Origin of the sequence: Actinacidiphila rubida (assembly GCF_900110255.1) — a bacterium.
Taxonomy (GTDB): domain Bacteria; phylum Actinomycetota; class Actinomycetes; order Streptomycetales; family Streptomycetaceae; genus Actinacidiphila; species Actinacidiphila rubida.
Genome location: NZ_FODD01000011.1, coordinates 107,637 through 126,477 on the forward strand (window position 1 = coordinate 107,637; position 18,841 = coordinate 126,477).

Annotated in this window: 16 protein-coding genes and 1 riboswitch; of the genes, 9 read left to right on the forward strand and 7 right to left on the reverse strand. The window is 75.1% G+C overall.

Translation table 11 applies throughout. The features are described 5' to 3' along the window. Positions 1-58 precede the first annotated feature (58 nt). Entirely contained in the window at positions 59-1,111 is a 1,053-nt protein-coding gene (locus tag BMW99_RS13290) for a LacI family DNA-binding transcriptional regulator (RefSeq protein WP_075016849.1), read from the forward strand. A gap of 33 nt (positions 1,112-1,144) precedes the next feature. Here the strand turns inward: BMW99_RS13290 and BMW99_RS13295 are convergent, their stop codons facing one another. Further along, the gene (locus BMW99_RS13295; RefSeq protein WP_069467137.1) at positions 1,145-1,855 is read right to left on the reverse strand and encodes a 4'-phosphopantetheinyl transferase family protein; all 711 of its coding nucleotides are present in this window, start codon (positions 1,853-1,855) and stop codon (positions 1,145-1,147) included. Continuing rightward, the gene (locus BMW99_RS13300) at positions 1,852-2,715 is read right to left on the reverse strand and encodes a metallophosphoesterase family protein (protein ID WP_069467138.1); all 864 of its coding nucleotides are present in this window, start codon (positions 2,713-2,715) and stop codon (positions 1,852-1,854) included. Before BMW99_RS13300 ends, BMW99_RS13295 begins: the two co-directional genes overlap by 4 nt. A 509-nt stretch (positions 2,716-3,224) precedes the next feature. On the opposite strand from BMW99_RS13300, the gene rho reads away from it, so the two are divergent. The 3 genes from rho (at position 3,225) to BMW99_RS42650 (ending at position 8,291) form a co-directional block, all read left to right on the forward strand. Beyond that, complete coding sequence (gene rho / locus BMW99_RS13305) at positions 3,225-4,388, forward strand: transcription termination factor Rho (RefSeq protein WP_069467139.1); 1,164 nt, start codon at positions 3,225-3,227, stop codon at positions 4,386-4,388. A gap of 77 nt (positions 4,389-4,465) precedes the next feature. Further along, the gene (locus BMW99_RS13310; RefSeq protein WP_069467140.1) at positions 4,466-5,356 is read left to right on the forward strand and encodes a phytanoyl-CoA dioxygenase family protein; all 891 of its coding nucleotides are present in this window, start codon (positions 4,466-4,468) and stop codon (positions 5,354-5,356) included. Positions 5,357-5,366: 10 nt separating this feature from the next. Then, on the forward strand, positions 5,367-8,291 hold the full coding sequence (locus tag BMW99_RS42650; protein ID WP_075016877.1) for a helix-turn-helix transcriptional regulator: 2,925 nt from the start codon (positions 5,367-5,369) through the stop codon (positions 8,289-8,291). Between the two features lie 194 nt (positions 8,292-8,485). Here the strand turns inward: BMW99_RS42650 and BMW99_RS13320 are convergent, their stop codons facing one another. The 3 genes from BMW99_RS13320 to BMW99_RS13330 all read right to left on the reverse strand — a co-directional run bounded on the left by BMW99_RS13320 (position 8,486) and on the right by BMW99_RS13330 (position 11,602). Beyond that, positions 8,486-9,319 carry a M23 family metallopeptidase gene (locus tag BMW99_RS13320; RefSeq protein ID WP_075016850.1) on the reverse strand — a complete coding sequence of 278 codons (834 nt, stop codon included), beginning with the start codon at positions 9,317-9,319 and terminating at the stop codon, positions 8,486-8,488. A gap of 4 nt (positions 9,320-9,323) precedes the next feature. Continuing rightward, positions 9,324-9,480: riboswitch (cyclic di-AMP (ydaO/yuaA leader) on the reverse strand. 383 nt (positions 9,481-9,863) lie between these two features. Then, complete coding sequence (locus tag BMW99_RS13325) at positions 9,864-10,880, reverse strand: GNAT family N-acetyltransferase (protein WP_069465386.1); 1,017 nt, start codon at positions 10,878-10,880, stop codon at positions 9,864-9,866. A gap of 95 nt (positions 10,881-10,975) precedes the next feature. Beyond that, positions 10,976-11,602: a nucleoside/nucleotide kinase family protein gene (locus tag BMW99_RS13330; protein ID WP_069465385.1), complete on the reverse strand. Its 627-nt coding sequence runs from the start codon at positions 11,600-11,602 to the stop codon at positions 10,976-10,978. 285 nt (positions 11,603-11,887) lie between these two features. Between BMW99_RS13330 and BMW99_RS13335 the strand changes: the two genes are divergently transcribed. Together BMW99_RS13335 and BMW99_RS13340 are read left to right on the forward strand one after the other, a co-directional pair. After that, a complete protein-coding gene (locus tag BMW99_RS13335; RefSeq protein WP_069465384.1) occupies positions 11,888-12,082 on the forward strand; it encodes a hypothetical protein in 195 nt (64 codons plus the stop codon). 184 nt (positions 12,083-12,266) lie between these two features. Then, on the forward strand, positions 12,267-13,925 hold the full coding sequence (locus BMW99_RS13340) for a hypothetical protein (protein ID WP_075016851.1): 1,659 nt from the start codon (positions 12,267-12,269) through the stop codon (positions 13,923-13,925). A 121-nt stretch (positions 13,926-14,046) separates the two neighbouring features. Here BMW99_RS13340 and yczR read toward each other — a convergent pair whose 3' ends face one another. Further along, a complete protein-coding gene (gene yczR, locus BMW99_RS13345) occupies positions 14,047-15,549 on the reverse strand; it encodes a MocR-like transcription factor YczR (protein WP_075016852.1) in 1,503 nt (500 codons plus the stop codon). A gap of 121 nt (positions 15,550-15,670) precedes the next feature. Between yczR and yczE the strand changes: the two genes are divergently transcribed. Both yczE and BMW99_RS13355 read left to right on the forward strand, forming a co-directional pair. Continuing rightward, a complete protein-coding gene (yczE, locus tag BMW99_RS13350) occupies positions 15,671-16,396 on the forward strand; it encodes a membrane protein YczE (protein ID WP_245791442.1) in 726 nt (241 codons plus the stop codon). Positions 16,397-16,653: 257 nt separating this feature from the next. Next, positions 16,654-17,028, forward strand: a complete 375-nt coding sequence (locus tag BMW99_RS13355) for an RNA polymerase-binding protein RbpA (protein WP_069463663.1) — start codon at positions 16,654-16,656, stop codon at positions 17,026-17,028. Between the two features lie 203 nt (positions 17,029-17,231). On the opposite strand, the gene fxsA is transcribed toward BMW99_RS13355, so the two are convergent. Next, the gene (fxsA, locus tag BMW99_RS13360) at positions 17,232-17,846 is read right to left on the reverse strand and encodes an FxsA family membrane protein (protein WP_075016853.1); all 615 of its coding nucleotides are present in this window, start codon (positions 17,844-17,846) and stop codon (positions 17,232-17,234) included. Between the two features lie 108 nt (positions 17,847-17,954). On the opposite strand from fxsA, the gene BMW99_RS13365 reads away from it, so the two are divergent. Next, entirely contained in the window at positions 17,955-18,797 is an 843-nt protein-coding gene (locus tag BMW99_RS13365) for a hypothetical protein (RefSeq protein WP_245791424.1), read from the forward strand. The last annotated feature ends 44 nt before the right edge of the window (positions 18,798-18,841 follow it).

Genomic DNA, 18,841 nt, shown 5'->3' on the forward strand with positions numbered 1-18,841 from the left:
CGGGCCGTTGGGCGGGACCCCGGAGGGAGAGCGCTCTCCCGCATGGTATAACTGGCCCATGACGAGCAGCCGTCCGGCCGGGCCCCGCCAGCCCACCCTGGAAGACGTCGCGCGCTCCGCCGGCGTGTCGCGGGCCACGGTGTCCCGGGTCGTCAACGGCACCCGCAACGTGGACCCGGAGATCCAGAAGATCGTCCAGGAAGCCGTCGCGGCGACCGGCTACGTGCCCAACCGCGCGGCCCGTTCGCTGGTGACCCGCAGGACCGACTCGGTGGCCCTGGTCTTCTCGGTGCCCGACCACCACGCGGCCGACGACCCGTTCCTCGGGCAGGTCTTCACCGACCCGTTCTTCGGCCGGATCGTCGGCGGCCTGCTGACGGTGCTGCGGCCGCGCGGTGTGCACCCGGTGCTGATGCTCGCCGACTCCGAGGAGGCGCGGCGGGGGCTGGTGGCGGGCCTGCGCAGGGAGCACACGGACGGCGTGGTGCTGGTGTCCATAGCGCCGGACGACCCGCTGCCGGTGCTGCTCACCGAGGCCGGCCTGCCCGCGGTGCTCTTCGGGCGCCCGCCCACGCGGTCGCCGATCAGCTTCGTGGACGTCGGCCAGCAGGCCGGCGCCCGGCTGGCCGCCGAGCACCTGCTCGCCCGCGGCTGCCGCAGGATCGCCACCATCGCGGGGCCGTCGGACTCCCCCGCCGGGCGTGACCGCCTCGCGGGCTTCCGGGAGGCGATGGCCGCGCACGGCCATCCCGCCGCGGTGAGCGTCGAGGGCGACTTCACGCAGGAGGGCGGCGAGCGGTCGATGCGCCGCCTGCTTGCCGAACACCCGGACACCGACGGGGTGTTCGCGGCCAACGACCTGATGGGCCAGGGCGCGCTGCACGTGCTGCGCGACCACGGCCGCCGGGTGCCCGACGACGTGGCGGTGGTCGGTTTCGACGACAGCAGCGCGGCGCTGGCCTCGCGTCCGCCGCTGACGACGGTCCGGCAGCCGGTGGAGGACATGGCGGCGGAGATGGCGAAGCTGCTGATGGCGCTCATCGACGACCCGGCACAGCAGAGCCGCTCGGTGATCTTCAAGACCACGCTGGTGCGGCGCGCGTCGGCCTGAGGCCGCCACCGCCGTCCCCCGCCCTGCCGGCCGCTACGCCCGCGGCGTCGTTCCCGGGGTCTCGTTCGGCACGGCGATGGCCGTCACGAGCAGGCTGCCGCGGACCAGCCAGCGCCCGCTGAACAGGTCGGGGCCGACGCCCGGGGCGAGGAGCGGGCCGGGGACGCGCAGCCGCGCCGTGTAGGAGCCGCGGTCGTCGTGACCGGGGTCGGGCCGGAACAGCACTTCGGCCTCGTCGAAGTTGAGCATGCGGCGGTGGAACGGGTACCACGCCTTGTAGACGGTCTCCTTGGCGCTGAACAGCAGCCGGTCCCAGTGCACGTGGGGACGCTCGGCGCCCAACTCGCCGAGGGCGGCCGCCTCGGCGGCCGTGGAGCCCACGAGCTTCAGGACACCGTCGGGGAGCGGGCCGTGCGGTTCGGCGTCGATGCCGAGGGCGAGGATGTCGGTGGTGCGGGCGACGGCCGCGGCGCGGTAGCCGTCGCAGTGCGTGATGCTGCCGGCGACGCCCTCCGGCCAGACGGGGGCGCCGCGTTCGGCGTCGCGCAGCACCGGCCCCGGAGGCACGCCGAGCGCGGCCAGGGCCTCGCGGGCGCAGGCCCGTCCGGCCGCGTACTCGCCGCGGCGTTTGGCGACGGCGCGCGCGACGGCGGGAGCCTCCTCGGGGTGCAGGGGCGTGTCGTCGAGCGCTTCGCCGTACACGGCCCGGCAGACGACGGTCCCGGGGACGACGTGCTCGATCACGGGCGGGCTCCCTGAGGGCCGGGGAGGATCACCCGCGGGCCCTGCGGTCCCGCCGGCCGGGGGCCCCACTCCCGCGGGTAGCCCAGCGAGACCTCGGTGAAGCGGACGCCGTCGCGCCAGGTCACGCGCGGGATGTGCAGGTGGCCGTAGACCACTTCGGTGGCGCGGAAGCGGATGTGCCAGTCCTCGGTGAGCGCGGTGCCGCACCACAGGGCGAACGAGGGGTGGCGCAGGATCGCGGTCGGATCGCGGTGCAGCGGCCAGTGGTTGGCGAGCACGGTGGGCAGTTCCGGATCGAGTGCCTCCAGCCGGGCGCGCGTCGCCTCGACCCGGGCCCGGCACCAGTCGTCGATGCAGGGGTGCGGTTCGGGCCGGAGCAGCTTCTCGTCCGTGCACACCACGCCCAACTCCGCGGAACGGGCGAGTGCCTGGTCCTTCGTCGTGGCGCCGGGGACGCCGTCGCGCCACGAGTAGTCGTAGAGCAGGAACAGCGGGCAGACGGCGACCGGCCCTTCGGGACCCTCCCACACGGGGTACGGGTCCTCGGGCGTGGTCACGCCGAGTGCGCCGACGCTCTCGACCAGGTGCCGGTACCGTGCCTCGCCGCGCAGTGTCACCGGGTCGGAGGGGTGCGTCCACAACTCGTGGTTGCCGGGCAGCCACAGGACCTGGGCGAAGTGCTGCTTCAGGGTGGTGAGCGCCCACAGCACGTCGTCGAGGTGCTCGGCGACGTCGCCGGCCACGATGAGCCAGTCGCGGTCGTCGCCGGGCCGCATCCGCTCCACGATCGCGCGGTTGGCGTCGTATCCGACGTGCAGGTCGCTGATGGCGAGGAGGCGGCCCCCGCCGTCGGCGGTCACCGCACGTCCGGGCGTGTGAGTGCGAGCACGGCAGGAATTGTCCCAGAGCCGGACGGGACGGGGTCAACGGCCGGACGCCCGCCGGCGGCGTGGCATTGCCCACGTGGCGGATCGCGCGGGTCCGCCACGGCGTCCGGGAGGGGCGTGCTACGCTAGATGCAGGGACATAGAGTCCGTGCCCTTCTGAGGCACCGTTCCCTGCATCTTTCCCGCGGCGCACTTCCTTCGGCAGGTTCTGCCGGTGCGCATCTCGTCGGCCCCCGCCGACGCGTCTCCCGCAGTCGCCGCATGCGTTCGTCGCCGGTTCTCCTGTCAGGTTCTCCCGGCCGGGTTCCACGGCACCGGTTTCGCCGGTGCCCGGTCCCCCCGTGCGGTCCGGTCCTGCGCACGGCCCTCGGACCGTGCGGCACCCGGCATCCGCGGTCCGCGGAGCGTGACGTATCCGCTCGCGCCGCACCTCCCTTCCCCATGCCTTCTTCCGTACATCCGTCCGCGAAAGGACGACAACCATGACCGACATTCTCGAACGCCCCGCCGTACGGCAGGAGTTGCCGCAGCAGGTGCGGGGCGTCCTCGACATCGAACGAGGCGGCAACGGCCGCCTCAGGGGCGCGGACCTGCTGGCGTCCCCCCAGGACGTGCAGGTCCACCAGGCGGAGATCCGCCGGTCGGGCCTGCGCACCGGCGACCTGGTGGAGGGACTGGCCGGGCGGCCCGGCTCCCTCGGCGAGGTGCTGTTCGTCAACGGCCGGCCCAAGGGCGAGCGCCGGCCGGACTTCGCCGAACTGACACCGCTGCACCCGCGCGAGCGGCTGCGGCTGGAGAGCGGCCTGCTGACCGGCTCCGGCGCCGTCGCCGGGCGCGTCATCGACCTGATGGCACCGGTCGGCAAGGGCCAGCGCGGCCTGATCGTCGCGCCGCCCAAGGCGGGCAAGACCATGCTGCTGCAGAGCATCGCGGCCGCGATCACCGCCAACCACCCCGAGTGCCATCTGATGGTGCTGCTGCTGGACGAGCGGCCCGAGGAGGTCACCGACATGCGCCGCCGGGTGCGGGGCGAGGTCATCGCCTCGACCTTCGACCAGCCGGCCCGGCAGCACATCACGGTCGCCGAACTCGCCGTCGCCCGCGCCAAGCGGCTGGTGGAGCAGGGCCAGGACGTGGTGATCCTGCTCGACTCCCTGACCCGGATGTGCCGGGCGTACAACACCGCGGGCGCGGCGAGCGGCCGCACCCTGTCCGGCGGCGTCGACGCGGCAGCGCTGACCGGCCCGAAGCGGCTGTTCGGCGCGGCGCGCCTGGCCGAGGAGGGCGGCTCCCTGACGATCCTGGCGACCGCCCTCGTCGACACCGGGTCGCGCGCCGACGACTTCTTCTACGAGGAACTGAAGGGCACCGGCAACATGGAGCTGCGGCTGGACCGCACGCTCGCGCAACGCCGCGTCTACCCGGCGGTCGACGTCGCGGCGTCCGGCACCCGCCGCGAGGAACTGCTGCTGGAGCCGGCGGAGTTGCAGGTGACGCGCGGACTGCGCCGCGCGCTGCTGGGCCGCGACGCGCAGTCCGGACTCGAGGTACTGCTGGAACGGATCCGGCAGACCCCGGACAACGCGGCGTTCCTGAGGGCGGTGCACGGCACCGTCCCCGGCACCGGACCGGGGACCGGCGCGTAGGGCGGGTCCCCCGCGCACGCGGGGCGGCGCCCCGAAATTCGCTGGCCGTCCACGGCCGCGCGCGTGATGATCGGCGGATGGACACCACCCCGGGCACGGGCAGCCTGCTCCTCGGCGACCGCTGGGAGGCGGACTTCCTGCGGGACGGCTTCGTGAAGATCCCCGGGGCCGTGGCGGAGCGCACCGCCCGGGAGTGCGCGGATCTGCTGTGGCGGCGGACCGGATGGGATCCACGGGATCCCTCCACCTGGACCAGGCCCGTGCACTGGGTCGGTGACATGGCGCAGGCGCCGTTCGCCGAGGCCGTCAACACCCCTGTACTGCATGCCGCGTTCGACCGGCTGGCGGGGGCCGGGCGATGGGTGCCGCGCCGCTCCCTGGGCTCGTTCCCGCTGCGCTTCCCGCACGAGGAGGAGCCGGACGACGCCGGCTGGCACATCGAGGCCAGCTACCAACTGCCCGGCGAGAGCCAGCACTTCACCAACGCGTGGTCCCAGGGCCGGCTGCTGCTGATGCTGTTCCTCTTCACCGACGTCGGCGAGGAGGACGCGCCGACCCGGATCAGGGTGGGTTCGCACCTGGACGTGCCGCCGGTGCTGGTCCCCTACGGCGAACGCGGCGCGTCGATCTTCACGTTCGCGCGTGAGGTCGACGAGGCCAGCGCCCACCGCCCGTTGGCGCACGCCACGGGCCGGGCGGGCGACGTCTTCCTGTGCCACCCGTTCCTGGTGCACGCGGCGCAGCCGCACCACGGCACCCGGCCGCGCTTCATGGCGCAACCGCCGCTCCATCCCGCGGTGGAGCCCCGCACCGAGCGGGAGGACGGCGCGTACTCGCCGGTCGAGCGCGCCATCCGCCAGGGCCTGGGTCTGGAGCCGCGGCCGGCCGTGGACACACCCGCCGCGCCGGACGCCGGGCCCGGCGCCGCGCCGGACGCCGGTCCGGGTCCGGCGGCCGGTATCGGCTAGCGTGCGGGCCATGCTGCACGGACGGGACAGGGACGCGGCCGCGCTGGACGCGCTGCTGGACGGTGCGCGCGAGGGGCGCAGCGGGGCGCTGGTGCTGCGGGGCGAGGCGGGGATCGGCAAGTCGGCGCTGCTGGGCCGTGCGGCCGCCGCTGCCGGGGACATGGCGGTGATCCGCAGTTCCGGCATCGAGTTCGAAGCGGAACTCCCCTACGCGGGGCTCCAGTTGCTGCTGCGCAGGGCGATGGGGTCGCTGGACGCGTTACCCGGGCCCCAACGACGGGCGCTGCGCACGGCGTTCGGCCTGGCCTCCGAGGGCGCCGCCGAGCCGATGTTCGTCGGCCTCGCGGTGCTGTCGCTCCTGTCCGACCACGCGGGCGAGCGGGGGCTGCTGTGCGTGGTGGACGACGCGCAGTGGCTGGACCGGGCATCGGTGGACGCGCTGGCGTTCGCGGCCCGCCGGCTGGACGCGGAGGGCGTCGTGATGCTGTTCGCGGCCCGCGACGGCGAGGGCGCGTTCCCCGCCGCGGGTCTGCCCGAACTGCGGCTGGGCGCGCTGGACGCGGAGGCGTCGGCGGCACTGCTGGCCGAACGCGGCGGTGAACTGGCGGAGAGCGCCCGCGGCCAGATCCTGGCCGAGGCGCGGGGAAATCCGCTGGCGCTGCTCGAACTCCCGCAGGCCCTGCGGGCGCACCAGGCCGTGCCGGGCGGCGGGGCCGGCGAGCTGCCGCTGACCAGCCGCCTGCACCTCGCCTTCCACGGCCAGGTCAGCCGTCTCCCGCGGGGCACGCGGACCTTGCTGCTGGTGGCGGCGGCCGACCACACGGGCGATCCCGGCATCCTGGTGCGCGCGGCCGGGACGCTGGGGGTCGGCGTGGAGGACCTGCCGCCCGCGGAGGACGCCGGGCTGGTGTTCGTCGACGAGGAGGACCGGCTGCGGTTCCGGCACCCGCTGGTACGCGCGGCGGTCCACCAACGGGCCGCGCTCCCTGAGCGGTTGGCCGCCCACCGGGCACTGGCCCAGGCCTGCGACCCGGTGCTTGACCCCGACCACCGCGCCTGGCATCTCGCCGCCGCGGCGACCGGCCCGGACGAGGAGGTCGCGGCGGCGCTGCAGGAGACGGCCGGCCGGGCCCGCGAGCGCAGCGGCCACGCGGCGGCGGCCGCCGCCTACGAGCGCGCCGCGCGCCTGAGCACCGACCCGGTGGCTCGCGCCGAACGCCTCGTCCTCGCCGCGGAATCGGCGTCCGAGGCCGGCGAGATCGACCGCGCCCGCGACTTCGCCCACCAGGCCGACCGCGCCGCGGCCCCCTCCGCCACCGCGCACGGCACGTCCGGCGCGCCCGCCGGCGCTGCGGGTTCCCCGCCGGCTCGGCCGGCCGGCACGGCACTTCCGCCGCCCACCGGCTCCGCGCCACCCACGGCCGGCGCCGACGCCCGCCCGGCCGAGGACGCACAGGCGGCCACCCCTTCCGGAGAGGCGGGCGGCGACGCCGGCCGTGCGGCTGTGCTGCGGGCACGGCTGCTGCACGTGCTGGGGCTCGCGGACTTCTGGCAGGGGGACTTCCCCGCCGCGCACCGGGTGCTGACGGAGGCGGCCGGGCTCGCCGCGGCCGCGGATCCGGCCGGCGCGGCACGGATGCTGGTGCAGGCGGCGCACACCGCCTGGTACCTCGGTTCGGCGGAGGTCGACGACACGGTGCAGCGGCTGGCGGCCGTGGAGTTGCCGGCCGACGCGCCGATCCGCCCGGTGGCGGGGTTCGTCGTCGGGGCACTGGGCCGGGGCGCGGGCGAGGGTCCGCCGCCCGCGGTGGACGCGGCCGCCGCTCAGGCGCGCGCGGCGCGCGGCGGCCGGGTCGACCCCCGGGACCTGGTCATGCTGTGCGGCGTCGGGCTGACGCTGGGCCAGGACGCCGAGGCGCACGCCCTGACCACGGTGCTGACCGCGGAGAGCCGGGAGAGCGGCGGGATCGGCCGGATCGGCACCCTGCTGTTCTTCCGTGCCGAGGCGGAGATCTTCCAGTCACGCCTGGACGACGCCCACCGCACGGCGAGCGAGGGCCTGCGGATCTCCCGCGACACCGGACAGGGCCAGTGGGTCAGCCAGTTGAGCTCGACGCTGGCGCACGTCGCGGCGCTGCGCGGCGACGAGGCGGAGTGCCGGGCGCGGGTCGACGAGGCCCTGGCGGCGGGTTCCGGATCGGGCGTCGCGCCGGGCGCGCCCTGGACGTACTGGTCGCAGGGGCTGCTCGATCTCGGTCTGGGCCGCGCCCAGTCCGCCCTGGACCGGCTGCTGCTGCTCACCGGTCCGGCGGTGCGGCACCAGATCTGCGCCACCCGCAGTGTCCCCGACCTGGTGGAGGCGGCGGTCCGGCTCGGGGTGCCGGATCGGGCGGACGAGGCGTTCGCCCGGTTCGCGCACTGGGCGGCGCGGTCCCGGCAGCCCTGGGCGGCGGCGCTGGTGGCCCGGTGCCGGGCCCTGCGGGCGCAGGACGGCGGCGCCGAGGAGGCGTACACCCGGGCACTGGCCGGGCACGATCCGCAGCGCCGGGCGATGGAGTGGGCGCGCACCGCGCTGCTGTACGGCGAGTGGCTGCGGCGGGCGCGCCGCAAGAGCGAGGCGCGCGGGCCGCTGCGGGACGCGCTGGACGTGTTCGAACGGCTCGGCACCCGGCCGTGGGCGGACCGGGCGCGGGCCGAACTCGGCGCGGCCGGGGCCGTGGTGGCGGTGGCCCCGCGGGTCCGCTCGGTGGCCGACGAGGCGGGCCTGACCCCGCAGGAGTCGCAGATCGTGCGGCTGGCCGCGCGGGGGCTGTCGAACAAGGACATCGCCGCGCAGCTGTTCCTCAGCCCCCGGACCGTCGGCTACCACCTGTACAAGGCGTATCCGAAACTCGGCGTGATCTCGCGCGGTGAACTGACCGCGATGTTCGCGTAGTCCGAGGCCCCGAATGCGGGCGTGCCCGGCGGTCCGCCGCTCGTGCACGGCACCCTGCGGGCGGAACACGCCTGTTGGGGGCCGCGCGCGCTTCACCGACGTCGACGGGCCGTGAACAGCGGTGTGCCCGCCCGGTCGTGGCGACCGGGCGGGCACGTGCGGACGCCGCTCGTCGCGGCGGCAGGGCGTCGGCGTCAGATGGTGACGCCGTGCGACGCCAGGTACGCGACCGGGTCGATGTCCGAGCCGTAGTACGGGGTGGTGCGCACCTCGAAGTGCAGGTGCGGGCCGGTGACGTTGCCGGTGGCGCCGGAGATGCCGATCTCCTGGCCCTCGGTGACGGTCTGGCCGGCGGAGACCAGCGGCTGGGTCAGGTGGCCGTACAGGGTGTACTTGCCGTCGGCGTGCTTGATGATCACGTCGTTGCCGTACGCGCCGTCCGCGCCGGCCTGGACGACGGTGCCGGCGGCGACCGAGTGGACCGGGGTGCCGGACCAGACCAGGAAGTCGACGCCGGTGTGGTAGCCGCTGGACCAGTTGGAGCCGGCCTGGTGGTACGGGGTGCCGATGGCCGCGTCGCCGACCGGCTTGGTGTAGCCGGTGCCGGTGCTCGCGGCGGCCTTCTGCACGGTCTTGACGCTGGACTGCACCGCGGTGGCCGTGGCCGGAGCGGCCTTGGCGGCGGGCTTGGCCGCGGGCTTGACGGCCGGCCGGCCGTCGAGCGTCAGGTGCGTGCCGGGACGGATCAGGTTCGGGTTGCTGCCGATGACCTTCTCGTTGTCCTTGTACAGCTGGTGCCAGCCGCCCTTGACGTGGTGGGTGGTGGCGATCTTCGCGAGGGTGTCGCCGGGGGCCACGGTGTAGGTCGAGGCGGTGGCGGCGGCCGGGGCCTTGACCGGCTCGGCGGCGGAGGCGCCGGTCGCGGCGATCAGCGGCAGCGCGATGACGGCGCTGCCCGCGCCGGCGGCGATGCAGACACGGGTGAGGCGGTTCAGACGGGGCTTGCGGTGCTGTCCCTTGGCGGGCATGCGGGAGTTCCTTCTCCTCCGCCTGCGAGGTGAGCTGTCGGGTTCGGGCAGGAGATGCCCGGTCACACACGTGCGTGACTTCACCCCGAGCCGTCCGGGTCGTGCGCGGACGGCGGCTTACCGTGGGTCCCCCGCTCCTGCCGTATGGGTGCTCGAGGGTTCCGGATCCGGGCGGTGGCAGGATTCGGCGATCCGCCCGCGGAGGTTGGCGCGGGAACTGACCCGCTGGAGAGCGAAGCTAAATGACCCGTTCGGCGCCGGGCAAACATCTTCGCCGGCCCACCCGCGCCCGGCGCGGGAGCCGGTGACTCCTCGTCACACCGGCCGTACCGCTGCGTGTCCGTCCGCTTCACCGTCGGTACACGGCCGCGCCGTTCCGGGTGACAAATCGCCCGGAACGGAAACAGCGGGTGGTCTCAGGACATCGGTGCGTATTGCCCGGGTGATGCCCGTCACGAGGGACATGAGGAGTGATCCAGGTCACCATGAAATGCCCGATTTGATCGCATAGTTGGCGATCCGTCCGCTTGGTCGCGGATCGGGGTCAGAACGTCCCGGGCGGGCCGCCGATCCGGCTGTCGAGCGTGCGGCTGAGGCGGTAGGCCACGGGGCGGAAGCCGATCCTGGGCCAGTGCCCGGCCGCCAGCGGGCTGGCCGAGTGCCAGCGGGCCGACATGTAGCGGTGCCCGTTGTCGTAGGCCCAGGCGAGGGCCGTGGCGAGCAGCACCCGGGAGATGCCCTCACCGCGGGCGGCCGGCTCGACGAACGCCTCCATGAGCTCCACGCAGGTGTCGGGGACGACCGGGCCCGGCGCGGCGGGCACCAGCAGGACCATGCCGATCTCCTCACCGCGGCGGGAGGCGATCCAGGCGCCGCAGCGCGGGTCGGCGAGCGCGTCGGCGTAGCGCAGCCGGAGCGCGGCGAGCCCCGCCTCGGGCTGCGGCTGGAACATCCCGGGGCCGCGCTGTCCGCGGGAGGACTCGGCGGCCATCCGGCCCACCTGCGGCAGGTCGCTGGGGCCCGCCCGCCGGATGCCGAGGCCGCCGACCCCGCGCGGCTGCCGCCCGCGGGCCCGCACCGCCATCAGGCCGTGCACGAGCTCGCGGCCGAATCCCAGGTCCGCCCACGGCGCGGTGGCGGTGTCGCCGGCCGGGACGTCGACGTAGTGGACCAGCCGCCGCTCGGCGACGAGGCGTTCGGAGACCCGGGCGTACATCGCGCGCAGCACCTCGCTCTCCCGGCCCGACGGCAGCGAGTGGCCGCCGTGCGGGACCAGCGCGGAGTGCGGGTGGCTGCGCAGCGCGGAGGCGTTGTCGGGGGCGAGGTCCAGCGGGATGGCGGCGAGGTGCGCGATGAGCTGGCCGTCGGCGTCCAGGGCACGGCACGCCTCGAGGCCGGGGGCGGCCTGCAGCTTGCCGAGCAGTTCCTCGCCGCGCACCGGTCCGTCGGCCAGCCAGGCGCGCTGCGACGGGGGGCGGCGGGCACGGGCGAACCAGCGGTCGTACCGCTGCACGGCCAGGGGTATGTGCTCGGCGGTCAGCGGCGCGATGGCGACAGTCATGGTGGTCGGACGCTAGCGGGGCGCGCGGCCCCGCGGCAAGGCGGGACCGCGGAGCTGCCGGGCCGTCGGCCAACGGCTTCCCGGCGCCGGGGAGTTCAGCCGGTCCAGGCCGGGTGGCGGGGGTCGTCGGCGCGAACCAGGACATCCGCGGTCTCTTCCGGCAGCGCCTCGCGGGCGTACCGGTCGTAAGCGGGCAGCGTCCACCGCTGCGCCGGCTCGGTGCGCCGCGCCAGAGCGGCCGGGGTCAGGCTGAGGTGGACGGCCAGATCGATCGGGAGCCCCTGACCGAGCAGCAGCGGGCCGTCCAGCACCAGGACCCCGCCCGGCGGCAGCGTGACGTAGCCGGCGCGGGTGGAGCGGTCGGTGACGGGGTCGCGCAGCGACGGCAGCGCCCGGCCGGTGCCGCCGGGGCCGAGCGGCTCGAGCACCTCGCGGCGCAGCGCCCCGGTGTCCAGCCACAGCTGGTAGTAGGCGTCGGCGTCCTCGTGCCCGTACTCCAGGCGCAGCGAGGCGGGCCGCCAGAACGCGGGGGCACTGACCCGCAGCGCCCGCCGCCCCAGCGGCGGCAGCGCGGCCGCGAGGGCGTCGGCGAGGTCCGCGGTGCCCGCCGCGGGGGCGCCGTCGACCGCGACCCGCCACCACGGCCCCGGCGGGTCCTGGCCGGCGATCCGCTCGGCCAGCGCCTCCGCCAGCTTCGGCCAGGTGATCGGGTTCAGCTGCACGTCCCCATCCTGCCGTCGAACACCGGGGGCGAACACCGCGACCCCCCGTCACCCGGCTGGGGGAAGCCGCTGCTCCACTCGCGGGTCGGTCGCGCGAGCGGCCGTCCGGCGCGGCACGGCCGGGCAATGATCGCGCCGACGGTGGTTTCACGGCTCCCCGGAGCTCACCCACCTGGTGGAAATCATCTACAAATCACTCAAATGCCGCCGAGCAAGATCTATTACTTCTTGTGAGCCTGGAAGAACTCAAGGTGACCGTCCCCATCACCCAGGAGAAGAGCCCAAATGATCCTGTCCATCTCCGGCGTCGTCCTGCTCGGCGTCATCTGCTTCCTGTTCTTCCGCAAGGACGGCCTGAAGGTGTCCCACGGCGTCGTCTGCACCCTGTTCGGGTTCTACCTCGCGGGCACCGCGATCGCCCCGAGCATCAAGGCGGGCGGGGCCAGCCTGGCCGGTCTGATCGGCGGACTCAAGATCTAGCGGTCGCCCGCTGCGGCCACTCCTGCCACGACGGGTACGGGCCCGGCGGCGGTCCCCCGCTCCGGGCCCGTACGTGCTCGCCCCCGCCTCCCGCCGGTCCGCCGGCCTCCCGCGCGCCCGTCCCCGCGCGCCCCGCCGCGTCCCCGCGGCACCCCCCGCACCCCGAACCATCCATGGAGCACCCGTGGCCAGGCGTCCCCTTCCCAGCATCCTGAGCAGCCGCCCCTCCCTCGCCCGCGGCCGCGACATCGCCCGCACCGCCGCCGACGGCGCGACCGACGTGCTGCACCCCGTGATCACCATCGCCCGCGGCATGCGCCGCCAGGCCGCCTGGGCGGGCGGCTGGTGGGGCCGCACCCCCAAGGACCGCCGCGCGCCCGCGCTGCTCCTCGCGGCCGCCGCCGTGGTGATCGTCGTGATGATGCCGTACGGGCCGATCCTCGGGGCCGTGGCACTGATGGCCTCAGCGGCCTGGATGGGCCGGGACCGGTCCGCGCCGGCCGCGGCCGGCGCTCAGGCCGACGCCGAGACCGCGCGGCTCCAGTCGATGTACGAGGCGCTGGTGCCGTACCTGTCGGCGGCCGGTGACCCGGCGCCCCTGTACGCCCATGACGGCGCCTGGCAGAAGGCGTTCAGCTCCTACGAGTTCCAGGACGGCCGGCTCACCCACCTGCACCTGCGCTACCCGGCCTACTTCACCGACGGCGAGGCGGACTCGCGCGCCCGTGTCGAGCAGCTGCTGCACGCCAAGGCCGGTCGCGGCCGGGAGTACCGGTTCGACTGGAACGAGGAGGAGAACCACCTCACCTTCGTCGCGCTCCCGCCGCTGGCGACGGACATCGCCGCGCAGCGGTTCGTCACCTCGCCCGGCGAGACGGTGCTCGGCTTCACCGACGCCGACTCGGTGCAGCGCACGGTCCCGGTGACGGCCGGGGCCGAGACCCGGGACGTGCCTCCCGTGGTGTGGCGCGGCGGGGCGCGTTCGACCGAGCCGCACCTGCTGGCGCTGGGCCAGCCCGGCACCGGCACGACGAGCCTGCTGCGCTCGATCGCGCTGCAGGCGCTGGTGCACGGCGACATCGTGGTGGTCGACGGCGGCGGCGCGGGCGAGTACGCGTTCCTGTCCGGCCGTCCGGGCGTGCTGGCGGTCGAGGACGGCCTGCTCGGGGCCTCCGCGACGCTGGAGTGGGCGGCGCACGAGACCGAGCGGCGGCTGATCGCCGTCAACCGGGCGCGCCAGTCCGGGAATCCGGTCGCCGACGACGTCCGGCGCCCGCTGTGGATCCTGGTCGACCGGCCGACCGCGCTGACCCAGCTGGCCGCGGCCGAGGGCCGGCCCGACCCGCAGCTCCTGCTGGACGTGCCGCTGCGGCACGGGCGGACCGCGAACGTGTCGGTGGCGGTGGTGGACCAGCTCGACGCGACCGAGACACTGGCGCCGGTGGTGATCGCCCAGACCAGGGCCCGTGTGGTGCTCGGCCCGCTCGCCCCCGAGCACGTGGCCGCGGTGCTGGGCGCGCCGCCGCGCACCACGCCCGCCGCGCACGTGCCCGCGGGTCGGGGCTACGCGCGGCTCGGCACCGGCCCGGTGCTGCGGCTCCAGGTCCCGGCCACGCCCGACCCGTTCGACGAGGACGCACCCGAGTCCGAGCGCGTCGCCGTGCTCGCCCAGGCCCCGGGCACCCCGGAGCCGGAGCCGATCCTCGGGGCCGGGCTGTCCGGCGAGTCCGGCACCGAGCCGGACCTGGCGACGGCTCCCGCACAGGAGCAGGAGTCCCCGGAGCCGGTGGTGCTGCGCAAGGACGCGGTCGTGCGCAGCGTCGCCGACCTCGAACTCGGCTGACCGTGCCGGGCCGCCCCAGCCGAGGCACCCGCCGCCCCCACCGGCCGGGGCGGCCGAAGCAGCCCGCGCAGCCGGAGCGCCCACGGGCCGAGGGCGCCCACGGCAACCCGCGTGGGGCGGGTCAGGCCACGAAGAGGCTGGTGCCCTCGCCCTCGGCGCCGGCGCCGGACCGCACCAGGTCCGCCGCCTGCGCCAGCCGGGCACCGGCCTCCGCGGCGACCGGGCCGCTGACGGTGAACGGGATGCGGACGAACGACTCGAAGGCGCCGTCGACGCCGAACCGCGGGCCCGACGGGACCCGCACGCCCAGCCGCTCGCCGGCCACCGCCAGCCGTGAACCGGAGACCTCGCCGGTGCGCACCCACATCGTCATGCCGCCGCGCGGCACCTCGAACTCCCAGTCGGGGGTGTGCGCGCGCAGCGCCGCCACCAGGTCGTCGCGGCACTCGCGGGCCCGCGTCCTGCGTTCGGCGAGCGCCTGGTCCCAGCCGCCGCCGCGCAGCAGCCAGGCCACCGCGAGCTGGTCGACGACCGGTGAGGCCAGGTCGAGGTAGGCGCGGGCGGACACCAGCCGCCGGACGACGTCGGGGGTGGTGCGCACCCAGCCGATGCGCAGTCCGGCCCACACCGCCTTGCTGGCCGAGCCGACCGTCATCACGGTGCCGCCGCGGTCGAACGCGGCCATCGGCCGCACGCCCGGCTCCCCTCCGTCCAGGGTGAGTTCGGCCATCGTCTCGTCGGCGACGACCACCGTCCCGGCGGCCCGCGCGGCCTCCACGAACTCGCGCCGCTGGTCGTCGCCGACCAGCGTGCCGGTGGGGTTGTGGTAGTCGGGCATCACGTACGCCATCTGCGGTGCGGCGTCGCGCAGCACCCGGCGCCAGGCGTCCATGTCCCAGCCGCCGAGCCCGGCGCGCAGCGCCACGGGGACGACGCGGGTGCCCGTCTCGCGGAACAGCTCCAGCACGTTGGCGTAGCTCGGGGACTCCACGGCGACCCGCTCGCCGAAACCGACCAGGCGCCGGGTGGCGGCGCCGATCGCGCCCATCGCGCCGGTGGTGACCATGATCTGCTCGGGCATCGTGGGCACGCCGCGGGCGGTGTAGCGGTCGGCGATGGCCTCCCGCAGGACCGGCAGCCCCGCGGGGAAGTCGCCGTGCGTGGCGGCGTAGGCGGGCAGGTCGGCGAGCGCGCCCTGCATGGCCTCGGTCAGCCACGGCTCGGTCGCGGGCAGCGAGGCGCACCCGAGGTCGATGACGGTGCCCGCCGCGTCCGGCGGCAGCGGCTCGAGGCTGCGGCTCGGCAGCACGTGGCCGTCCGGGATCGCGGTCCAGCTCCCCGCGCCGCGGCGGGACCTGGCGAACCCCTCGGCGCGCAGCGCCTCGTAGGCGGCCGCGACGGTGGTGCGGCTGACGCCCAGGGCGAGGGCGAGTTCACGTTCGGCGGGCAGGCGGGCGGCGACCTGCAGCCGGCCCTCCAGGATGAGCAGCCGCACCCCGTCGGCCAGGCCGCGGTAGGCCGGCAGCTTGCGGGCGCCGGGCCGGACGGCGGCCCGCGCCTGCGGGCGCGGTTCGAGAAGCCGGGCAAGATGCGCCGCACTGACCGACGCGGTCCACTGGGCCATCGAAATCAGTCCACCTTTTGAAGATTGGCCATGGATCCATGGTACGCGCAGGCCACACGATGGCCGCAGCGTCTCGTTCACCGCCAGGGGGGTACCCGTGCCGTCGTCCCGTGCGTTCCGTCTGCCGCGCCGAGCGGCCTTCCAACCCTCCGGAGCCGGACCATCCGGCGCCACCGGGCGGCGGCTGGTCCGGCTCTACGCGGGCCTGGCCCTCTACGGCTCCAGCGACGCGCTGCTGATCCGCGCCCACGTCGGCCTCGACCCCTGGGACGTCTTCCACCAGGGCCTGTCGCGCCACACCGGGCTGAGCATCGGGGCCGTCTCCGTCGTCGTCGGCGCCGCCGTGCTGCTGCTGTGGTGGCCGATCCGCCAGCGCCCGGGCCTGGGCACCGTGTCGAACGTGGTGCTGGTCGGCACGTTCATCGACCTGACGATGGCGGTCGTGCCGCAGTACGAGGCGCTGGCGGTGCGCGTCCCGCTGATGGCCGCGGCCGTGGTGCTGAACGGAGCAGCCACCGGCCTCTACATCACCGCGCGCTTCGGCCCGGGGCCGCGCGACGGCCTGATGACGGGTCTGCACCGCAGGACCGGCCGCTCGCTGCGGCTGATCCGGACCGGCATCGAGCTGAGCGTGCTGGCCGCCGGCTTCGTGCTCGGCGGCGGGGTGGGCGTCGGCACGGTCGTCTACGCCCTGGCCATCGGCCCGCTGGCCCAGTTCTTCCTGAAGCGGTTCGCGCTGCCCGCGTCCGGGGCAGAAGGAGCGGAGCGGGCGGTGACGGGCCGCGAGGCCGGTTCTGCTCCGGTTCGGGGTCATACGCCGGAAGCCGCGGCAGTGGACACGATTTAGTCCTGGGCGGTGCGGGCCGGTAGTGTACGCGGTTGGCCCCATGGCTTGACCGTTACTGCACGCAAAAGATCCACCGACATCGGGTGACATTATCACCTCAGATGTGACAAACCGGGCATCGGCGGGTACAAACAGGGGCGACACGACGGGCGACGCATATCCCGCAACGGGAATCTTCACCGCCGACCGGACGTTGACCGGATGACGACGACAGCGACACCTGTCCTGTGGGCGACCAAGCCCGGGAGGCACGATTCATGAGTGAGCGAGCTCTCCGCGGCACGCGACTCGGGGCCACCAGCTACGAGACCGACCGCGGTATCGATCTGGCCCCGCGCCAGACCGTTGAGTACGCATGCCGGAACGGCCATCGATTTGAGATGCCGTTCTCGGTAGAGGCCGAGATCCCGCCGGAGTGGGAGTGCCGCGCCTGCGGCCAGACCGCTCTGCTCGTGGATGGCGAAGGCCCCGAGGAGAAGAGCATCAAGCCCGCGCGAACGCACTGGGACATGCTCATGGAGCGGCGCACGCTGGAGGAACTCGAGGAGGTGCTGGCCGAAAGGCTGGCCGTCCTGCGATCCGGTGCGATGAACATCGCCGTGCATCCGCGCGACAACCGTAAGTCCGCCTGACCCTCAGGCCACGGGCCTGCAATGCCGCAGGCCCGCAACCCCGTGCCCCGGCGCGGAGCTCACGCTCCGCGCCGCACGCATGTCCGGGGCCGTTGCGCCGCGGCCATGGCGCGGCCGCGGGTCCCGCGGCCCCCGCGCCCGGTCCCGTACGCGACGGTCACCCGGGAAGGGCTCCCGGGTGACCGCGGACCGTGGGACGGGGCTCAGTCGTGGTGGTCGACGACCTCGCCCTGAATGACCTTGCCGTCGGGCCGGTGCATCTTGGCCTGCTCGCCGGCGTCCCGCGCCTGCTGGAACAGGTCGCCCAGCGAACCGGGCTCCGCGGGGTGCGCGGACTGGCGGCGCAGCGCACGCTCCGCCACCCGCTCCAGGCCCGCGCCGACGAGCTTGCGGGTGGGCGGGAAGAGCAGCACCAGGGCCACCGCGTCGGACAGGAAGCCCGGGATGATCAGCAGGATGCCGCCGAGCATGTGCAGGCCCGTGCGTCCCCCGCCGGGCGCGCGCTCCTGGACCTCGGCGGGCCCGCCCTGCTTGGCCCGCTGCGCCTCCTGCACGGACGCCGTCAGGTTCCGCCAGGCGCTGCGCCCGGCGCGCTTGACCGCGACGGCACCCAGCACGAAGCCCGCCAGGATGCACAGGAACACGAAGAATCCGCTGGTCGCGTCGGCGACCACGATGAGCAGCCAGATCTCCAGCACCGCCCAGGCCGCGATGGCCAGGGGCAGCAGTCGCAGCCGGGAGCGCCGCCGTGGGGGCGGCTGCTGCGCTTGCTGCGACGCCCCGTGCGGGTGGACGGGAGGCCGTGAACTCGTCGTCATAGCTCAAGTGTGCCAAAGAGACCCACGACACCAAAGGCCAGGTAAAGGCCCGAGGCGGCGGGCCGATCCCGGTGGACGCACGGCGGCGCCGACGCCACGATGTCCCGGGTGACCGACAGCACCCCCGAGCCTCACTCCCCCGAGTCCCGCTCCCCCGAACCGCCCTCCCCCGACGCCGCCGCGCACGGTGCCGCCCACGCCCACTTCGACGCCCTCAACGCCCGCCTGGACCGCATCGAGGCCCGGCTGACGCCGGCCCACGGCGATCTCGCCGCGGCGGAGCACCGTGTCGAGCCGGCCTGGCGCCGGGTCACCCAGGGCGAGGAGCGCTGGGCCTCGGCGGCCGCGATCCTCGCGGTGGTGGCGATCCAGCTGCTGGTGCTGCCCGCCCGGCTGGTGGTCCAGCCCCGGTGGCTGATGCCGGCCGTGGAGTCGGCGCTGCTGGTCGCGCTGGTCGCGGGCAACCCGCGCCGCATCGAGCGGGGTTCGCGGCTGCTGCGCTCGCTGGGCCTGGCGCTGATCGTGGTGATCGGCGGGTCCAACGGCTATTCGGCGGTGCGGCTGGTGGACGGGCTGGTGCGCGGCACGGAGGGCTCGGCGGCCGGGCCGCTGCTGCTGCGGGGCGGGGCGATCTGGCTGATCAACGTCGTGATCTTCGCCCTCGCGTACTGGGAGCTGGACCGCGGCGGCCCGGCGGCCCGTGCGGCCGGCGAGCGCGACGTGCCCGACTTCCTGTTCGTGCAGATGCAGTCGCCGGACCTCGCGCCCCCGCACTGGGAGCCGGTGTTCTTCGACTACCTGTACCTGTCGTTCACCAATTCCACGGCGTTCAGCCCGACCGATGTGATGCCGTCCTCGCTGTGGGCGAAGGCGCTCATGATGGGGCAGTCCGCGGTGTCGCTGCTGACCGTCGTGCTGGTGGTGGCGCGGGCCGTCAACATCCTCGGCTGACGGCCCGGATCCCGCGCGGGGCCCGTCACGGGCCCCGGGAACGG